We start from the raw sequence: 6,790 nt of genomic DNA on the forward strand, positions 1-6,790 counted from the left end.
GGGCGCCCTTCGCGTCGTCGGTCGCATCGCGCAGGCCGGTTCACGTCAGTAGGTCGTCAGCAGGTTCCGCCGCGCAACCGGCGCATGACGCCGGCCGTGCGGGCGAGTTCGTCGAGCACGTGATCGGCGGCCGTCTCGTGTGTCTTCCCGGGCCGGAAGACGCCGTCGGCGACGACTTCGTTGACGAACGGAATGCTCACGGTCGGGCCGATCGGCAGCATCCTGAGGTTCGCCACCACCTGCTTGGCCATCTGCACCGCCCGGGTGCCCGCCGACACCCCTCCATAGCTGACGAAGGCGGCCGGCTTGTGCTGCCACTCCACGACGAGGTAGTCCCAAGCGTTCTTCAGCGGGGCCGGAAAGCCACCGTTGTACTCCGGGGTGACGAAGACGAACGCGTCCGACGCCTCCACGATCCGGCTCCACTCCACGGTGTGGCTCTTCGTGTACTGCCGCAGGGCCGGCGGGTGCGGCTCGTCGTAGAAGGGCAGATCCAGTTCGCGCAGATCGACGAGGTGCGACTCGAACCCGTCGTGCTCCGCGGCCCGGGCGGTGAACCAGTCCGCGACGGATCTGCCCACGCGTCCGGGACGCGTGCTCGCGACGACTGTGGTGAGGGTCATCGGCGTCGCCGAGGGCTCGGATGCCATGGGGGCTCGCTTTCGATGTCGGCAACGATCCGGTCCGGCGGACCCGCGTCCGCCTGTGCTGTCCGTCCGTCCAGGAAGGGCGCGGGTCCACCGGAGTATCCGTTGCCACGGCGCAATGGATTGTGCGAACGATAGCACGCACAGGCAGACACGCCGATATGACGGGAACGATCAACAGTCCCAACGGACCTCATGCCGCCTGCCCCTTGACAAGAGTGCCGGCTCTTCGCAGGATTGCGCTATCGTTAGCATTCGCCGGTCGCGATGGTCGGGCAACCCCCGTCATCGCCCTGCACACCCGGATTCCCTGGCCGGCCGCGCCAGGAGCACGAGGACAGCTGTACGGCCCTTCGCCGGTGACCGGCGTCGCGGTACCGGACCGGGTGTCACTCCAGGAGTCCGCCCTCTCCCGCAGCCGGCCGCCGAAGGTCCTCTCCTCGCCTTCCACAGCCGCAATCCGTCCCACTGCCGGAATCCGTCCCGCAGGGGAAGTCCCGCGACGGACGACACGGACGTCACGGAAGCCGGCCTCAGCCCCGCTCATCGCCCCGAACTCCGAAAGGTCGCACTGTCATGACAGACACGCTGATCGCCAAGCTCCACGGCCGCAGGGTGTGGGACTCACGCGGTCGTCCGACCGTCGAGGTCGAGGTCCACCTCGCGGACGGCTCGACCGGGCGGGCCATCGCGCCCGCGGGGGCCTCGACGGGGCAGGGCGAGGCGGTCGACCTGCGCGACGGCGGCGAACGCTTCGGCGGACAGGACGTCCGGCGTGCGGTGGCGTCGGTCAACGGCGAGATCGCGCCCGCTCTCCTCGGACTCGACGCGAGCGACCAGGAGGCCGTCGACCGCCTTCTGGTGGACCTGGACGGAACCCCCGACCGCGGCCGCCTCGGCGGCAATGCGATCGTGGCCACGTCCATGGCGGTTCTGCACGCGAGCGCCGCGTCGGCGGACGTGCCGTTGTGGCAGCACCTGGCGGCCGGGCGGCCCGTCCGCATCCCGCTGCCGGAGATCCAGATCTTCGGCGGCGGCGCCCATGCGGACCGCCGTGTGGACGTCCAGGACTTCATGGTGGTCTGCCCCGCGGCACGGAGCTTCTCCGAGGCGCTGGACTGGACGGCCGAGATCTACCGGGCGGCCGGGAGTCTGATGCGCGCCGCCGGCAAGGCCCAGGGCGTCGCCGACGAGGGCGGCTTCTGGCCCGCTTTCGACTCGAACGAGGAAGCGCTGGAGACGCTGAGCCTCGCCATCGAGAGCGCGGGCTTCGCCCCCGCCACCCAGGTCGGCATCTCGCTGGACGTCGCGGCCTCGCAGTTCGGCAGCGGCGGCAAGTACACCCTGGCCCTGGACGACCGCACCCTGGACACCGAAGCGCTGATCGACATGCTGGGCGGCTGGATCAGGCAGTACCCGATCCTGTCCGTCGAGGACCCGGTGGGCGAGGACGACCACGACGGAATGCTGGAGTTCACCCGGCGCCACGGCCGCCACTGCCAGGTGATCGGTGACGACTACCTCGTCACCGACGCCGAGCGGGTGAAGGCCGCGGCCACCGGCGGAGCGGCAAACGCCGTCCTCGTCAAGCCGAACCAGGCCGGCACGGTGACAGAGGCGTTCCAGGCCCTGCGGGCCGGAAAGGAGGCCGGCTTCGGCACGATCGTCTCGGCCCGTTCCGGGGAGACCGAGGACATCACCATCGCCCATCTGAGCGTCGGCTGGGACGCCGGCCAGCTGAAGGTGGGATCCTTCACCCGCTCCGAGCGCATGGCGAAGTGGAACGAGGTTCTGCGCATCGAGGAGTCCCTCGGTGATTCCGCCGAATTCAGCGGCTGGTCCGCGTTCCCGTTCGCCGACCCCGCGCCTTTTGCGTCCAGGCCCTGAATCGGCTTCGGAGCATTACAGTCATTCGAATTCCAAAGCCGATCCGAGTACGGAGACCAGCATGCTGCCACCCGTCAATCTGCGCCCGATCTTCAACATCACCCGCTCCAGCCACGTCCGTCTCACGGTCGCCGATCTGGCGGAGAGCCGGAACTTCTACGTGAACGCGCTGGGCCTCGTCGTCAGCGACGAGGACGAGCGCACCTGCTACCTCCGCGGCCTGGCCGAGGCGTGCCACCACAGCCTCGTGCTGGAACAGGCCGGCGAGGACGGCGAGGAGGCCGGATCGTGCAGGCGGGTCGGCTACCGGGTCCTCTTCGACGAGGACCTGGACCTGGCGTACGCCTGGTTCCGTGAGCGGGGGCTGCCCGCCGAGTGGACGGACGCCCCGTACCAGGGCCGCACCCTGCACGTCAGCGACCCCATCGGCACGCCGATCGAACTGTGCGCGCACATGGAGACCCGGCCGCGACTGCACATCGACTTCGCGTCCCACAAGGGCGCACACGCGCAGCGGCTGGACCACTACCAGATCTTCGCGCCCGACACCTACGAGCTGTGCGCGTTCTACAGCGAGCTCGGCTTTCGCAACTCGGAGTACCTGGAGCACGGCGACAAACTGCTGGGCGCCTTCATGTACCGCAAGGGCACCTGCCTGGACCTGGCGATCATCGAGAACACGGGCCCCGCCCTGCACCACTTCGCCTACACCGTCTCCGAGAGCCACGACATCTTCACCGCCTGCGACTGGGCGGGCATCCTCGGCTACGGCGACGGGGTGGAGCGCGGCCCGGGCCGGCACGGGCCGGGCGGCATGCTCTTCGCCTACCTCCGCGATCCCGACGGGCACCGGGTGGAGGTCTTCAACAGCCACTACCAGACGATCGACACCGAGATCGAGCCCGTCCGCTGGGACGCGGCGGCACTGAGCACCAACGCCCGCTGGGGTCTGCCGGCCCTGGAGAAGTGGTACTTCGAGGCGTCGCCCTTCGTCGGCGCGCCGCTGATCCCGCCGGCCGAGCCGCCGAAGCCGATGTCACTCGAACGTTTTCTGCTGGAGCAGTCCGCTCCCTGACCCTGCCCGGCTTTTTCGCCCCTACGTCACCCGAGGAGACGCCATGGCACGAGTGCCCTACCTGAGCCGCGAGGACGCGGACCCCGAGCAGAAGCCCCTGTACGACCGGCTGGAAGCCGAACGCAAGGTACCGACGGCGAACATCTTCCTCGCCCTGGCGGGCGCGCCGACCCAACTGGACGCCTTCCTGACGTACGCCAACTCGCTGCGGGCCGCCGACCTCAGCCCCCGCCTGCGCGAACTGGCGATCCTGACCGTCGGATACGCGACCCGGTCCGCCTACGAGGTCGCCCACCACCAGTCGCACGGGCTCAAGGCCGGGCTCACCGAGGAACAGCTTGCGGCGGTGCCCGACTTCGAGTCGTCCGGCCTGTTCGACGCCACGGAGAAGGCGGTGATGAGCCTGGCCAAGGAGTCCACGCTCCAGGTCGACGTCTGCGAGCAGACCTGGCGCGCCGCCGCCGACCTGCTGACGGACCGGCAGATGGTCGAACTGTCCTTGTCCATCGCCTGGTACAACTCCGGCGTCCGCATCATGGGGCTGCTGGACATCGACCTCGAGGACGATTACCCGAACCCATTCCCGAAGTCGTAGAACTCGGCGCCGTACACGCCCCTCAATTCGAGAAGCGATTGCCGAGCCGCCGGTCCGCCACCTCGGTCGCCGAACAGTTTCCTCCGCCCCCGACCATCGGGACGGAGTATTTTCCAAGGAGTATTTCGATGGCGAAAATGCTCGCTGCACGACTGCACGCGCTCGGTGAGCCGATGTCGATCGACAGCATCGACGTGCCCACACCGCGGGCGACCGATGTGCTGGTGCGGGTCAAGGCGTGCGGGATCGTGCCGAACATGGCCAACGTGATCAACAACTGGCCCACCTGGTTCCCGCACCAGCCGCTGCCCAGGTTCCCCGCGATCTTCGGTCTGGACGCCGCGGGTGTGGTCGAGGCGGTGGGAGAGGCGGTACTGCACACCAGGCCCGGCGACCGGGTGTACGTCAACCCGCTGCGCGGATGCGGTAGTTGCCAGGTGTGCCGGGGCGGTGAACTGAGCCGCTGCCGGTACTTCACGCTGAACGGCTACTTCAGCACCTCCCGCGACGGCCAGCGGATCTTCGACCTGTATCCGTACGGCGGTTTCTCGCAGTACATGACCGCCCCCCAGTCCTCGATCGTCAACCTCCCCGAGAACATGACGTTCGAGCAGGCCGGCAAGCTCGGCTACATCGGCACGTCCTACGGCGCCCTGAAGAACGCCGCGGCGGGCCCCGGCCAGGTCGCGCTGATCGACGGGGTCACGGGCACCCTCGGCGTCGCGTCGACGCTGCTCGCACTGGCCTTTGGCGCAGCCCGGGTTCTCGGGACCGGCCGCAACGAGGAACTCCTCAAGCGCGTCAAGGAACTGGACCCGGAGCGGATCGAGGTCATGCGGCTCGGCGACGGATCCACCGGTGAGTGGGCCAAGTCCCGCACCGGCGGCGAAGGCGCGGACTACGTGATCAGCGCGCTGGGCGCCAAGGCCCCGGTGGAGACGATGCTCGACTCCATGCAGGGCGTCCGTCGCGGCGGCAGGGTCGTCAACGTCGGCGGTGTCGCCGACCGGCTGCCCGTGGACGTGAAGTGGCTCATGGACGAACAGGTGCAGCTGATCGGCTCCAACTGGTTCTCCACCGCGCAGGGGCAGGAACTCGCCGACATGGTGGCCACCGGCGCCCTGGACCTGTCGTACCTGCAGACCAAGCCCTTCCCTCTGGCCAAGGTCAACGAGGCGATCTCGGGACTCGAGGACCGCGACGGCGGATTCAGCAACTACGTCGTCATTCCCTGAAACGCCGCCGGCCACGGTGGCCGGCGGTTCCTACCCCATACTCACCCCGCGGCTGTCCTGTCCTGCCCTGACGAGCGCCGCGGGGTGTGCTCACCACAGGCCGTACGCACAGCCCGTTCCCTCCTCGGAGCGGGCCCAGCGGGTTGGAGGAGCCGATGGAACTGCGCTGGCTGGAATCGTTCGTCATCGTCGCGGAGGAACTGCACTTCGCGCGGGCGGCCGACCGTCTGCACCTGGCCCCCTCGGCTCTCAGCGCCCAGGTCAGGGCACTGGAGTCGCATCTCGGCGTACGGCTCGTCGACCGCGGACGGCGTACCCGCCCCGCGCTCACCAGCGCCGGGCTGCTGTTCCTCGAGGAAGCGCGGCTGACCCTCGCCCAGGCCGCCAGAGCCGAGGCCGTGGGCCGACGCGCCGGTCGCGGGGAGCTGGGTCATGCCCAGATCGCCTACGTCGCCTCGGCAGCGTTCTCCGGGGTGCTGACCGATGTGCTCACCCGCTGCGCCGCTCCCGGCACCGAACTGACCGTGCAGGTGCGTGAGCTGGAGACACCGGCCCAGCTGGAGGCACTGGTCTGCGGGGACATCGACGTCGGCTTCCTGCGCTACCGGCCGGAGTACCCGCCCGAAGTCACCGCCACCCGCCTGCTCACCGAGGACGTCGTCCTGGCCCTGCCGGCCGGCGCCCCGCTGGCGGCCCACGAGGCGGTACCGGCGGCGCAGTTGCGCCACGAGTGTTTCGTCGCCCCCCACTTCGACGAGGAGTACGGCTGCCGCGACCAGATCCTCGAAGTGGCGGAGCGAGGGGGCTTCAGCCCGCGGTGCGCTCCCCCGGTACGGGACTTCATCGCGGCCCTGACCATGGTCGGCGGAGGTCTCGCGGTGGCCCTCGTCCCCGATTCGCTGCGCCGCGTCCAGATCCCCGGGGTGGCCTACCGTCCGCTGGCCGACGTGGCGCTGACGACCAGCCTCGTCGGCGCCTTCCGCAGGGGCGAGACCGCGCCCGCGGTGCGCGGTGTGATCCGCCGTCTGCGGGACGCGACCGGCGCCACGGTCACCGCCGGCTGAACCCCCCGCTTTCCGGCGGGCGTCCGGGCACTCGCCGGCGTCCGGGCATTGCCGGCGCCCGGCCGGCGCGTGGGCGCCTCCGGCCCGCCTCCGACGCGCCCTCGGCACGCTCCGGCCCACCTCTGGCCGCCGGGCGCCCGCCGACAGGGGGCCGGTCCGGGCCCGCAGCCTGTCCAGGGGGCCTCGGCAGCACTCGTCACGCCTGTCCCGAAGGGCGCCGGCCTCGATGTCCGCGCCCTCCTCCTCATGCTCGCGCGCCGGTCGCCGTGCCCGTCCCGGTCGGGACC

General features: G+C 70.0%; 6 protein-coding genes. 5 read left to right on the plus strand and 1 reads right to left on the minus strand.

The features are described 5' to 3' along the window. Positions 1-56: 56 nt before the first annotated feature. On the minus strand, positions 57-650 hold the full coding sequence (locus ACN6LD_RS41635) for an NADPH-dependent FMN reductase (protein WP_445045879.1): 594 nt from the start codon (positions 648-650) through the stop codon (positions 57-59). A gap of 573 nt (positions 651-1,223) precedes the next feature. On the opposite strand from ACN6LD_RS41635, the gene eno reads away from it, so the two are divergent. The 5 genes from eno to ACN6LD_RS41660 all read left to right on the plus strand — a co-directional run bounded on the left by eno (position 1,224) and on the right by ACN6LD_RS41660 (position 6,503). Next, positions 1,224-2,534 carry a phosphopyruvate hydratase gene (gene eno, locus ACN6LD_RS41640; protein WP_319190794.1) on the plus strand — a complete coding sequence of 437 codons (1,311 nt, stop codon included), beginning with the start codon at positions 1,224-1,226 and terminating at the stop codon, positions 2,532-2,534. A gap of 61 nt (positions 2,535-2,595) precedes the next feature. Next, complete coding sequence (locus ACN6LD_RS41645; protein WP_445045880.1) at positions 2,596-3,609, plus strand: VOC family protein; 1,014 nt, start codon at positions 2,596-2,598, stop codon at positions 3,607-3,609. Positions 3,610-3,652: 43 nt separating this feature from the next. Further along, positions 3,653-4,204 (plus strand): carboxymuconolactone decarboxylase family protein, encoded by a 552-nt coding sequence (locus ACN6LD_RS41650; RefSeq protein ID WP_445045881.1) that lies wholly within the window; start codon positions 3,653-3,655, stop codon positions 4,202-4,204. A 137-nt stretch (positions 4,205-4,341) separates the two neighbouring features. Beyond that, the gene (locus ACN6LD_RS41655; protein WP_445045882.1) at positions 4,342-5,439 is read left to right on the plus strand and encodes an alcohol dehydrogenase catalytic domain-containing protein; all 1,098 of its coding nucleotides are present in this window, start codon (positions 4,342-4,344) and stop codon (positions 5,437-5,439) included. 155 nt (positions 5,440-5,594) lie between these two features. Next, a complete protein-coding gene (locus ACN6LD_RS41660; RefSeq protein ID WP_319190787.1) occupies positions 5,595-6,503 on the plus strand; it encodes a LysR substrate-binding domain-containing protein in 909 nt (302 codons plus the stop codon). Positions 6,504-6,790: the final 287 nt, after the last annotated feature.

This window comes from Streptomyces sp. SAS_272, assembly GCF_052543235.1.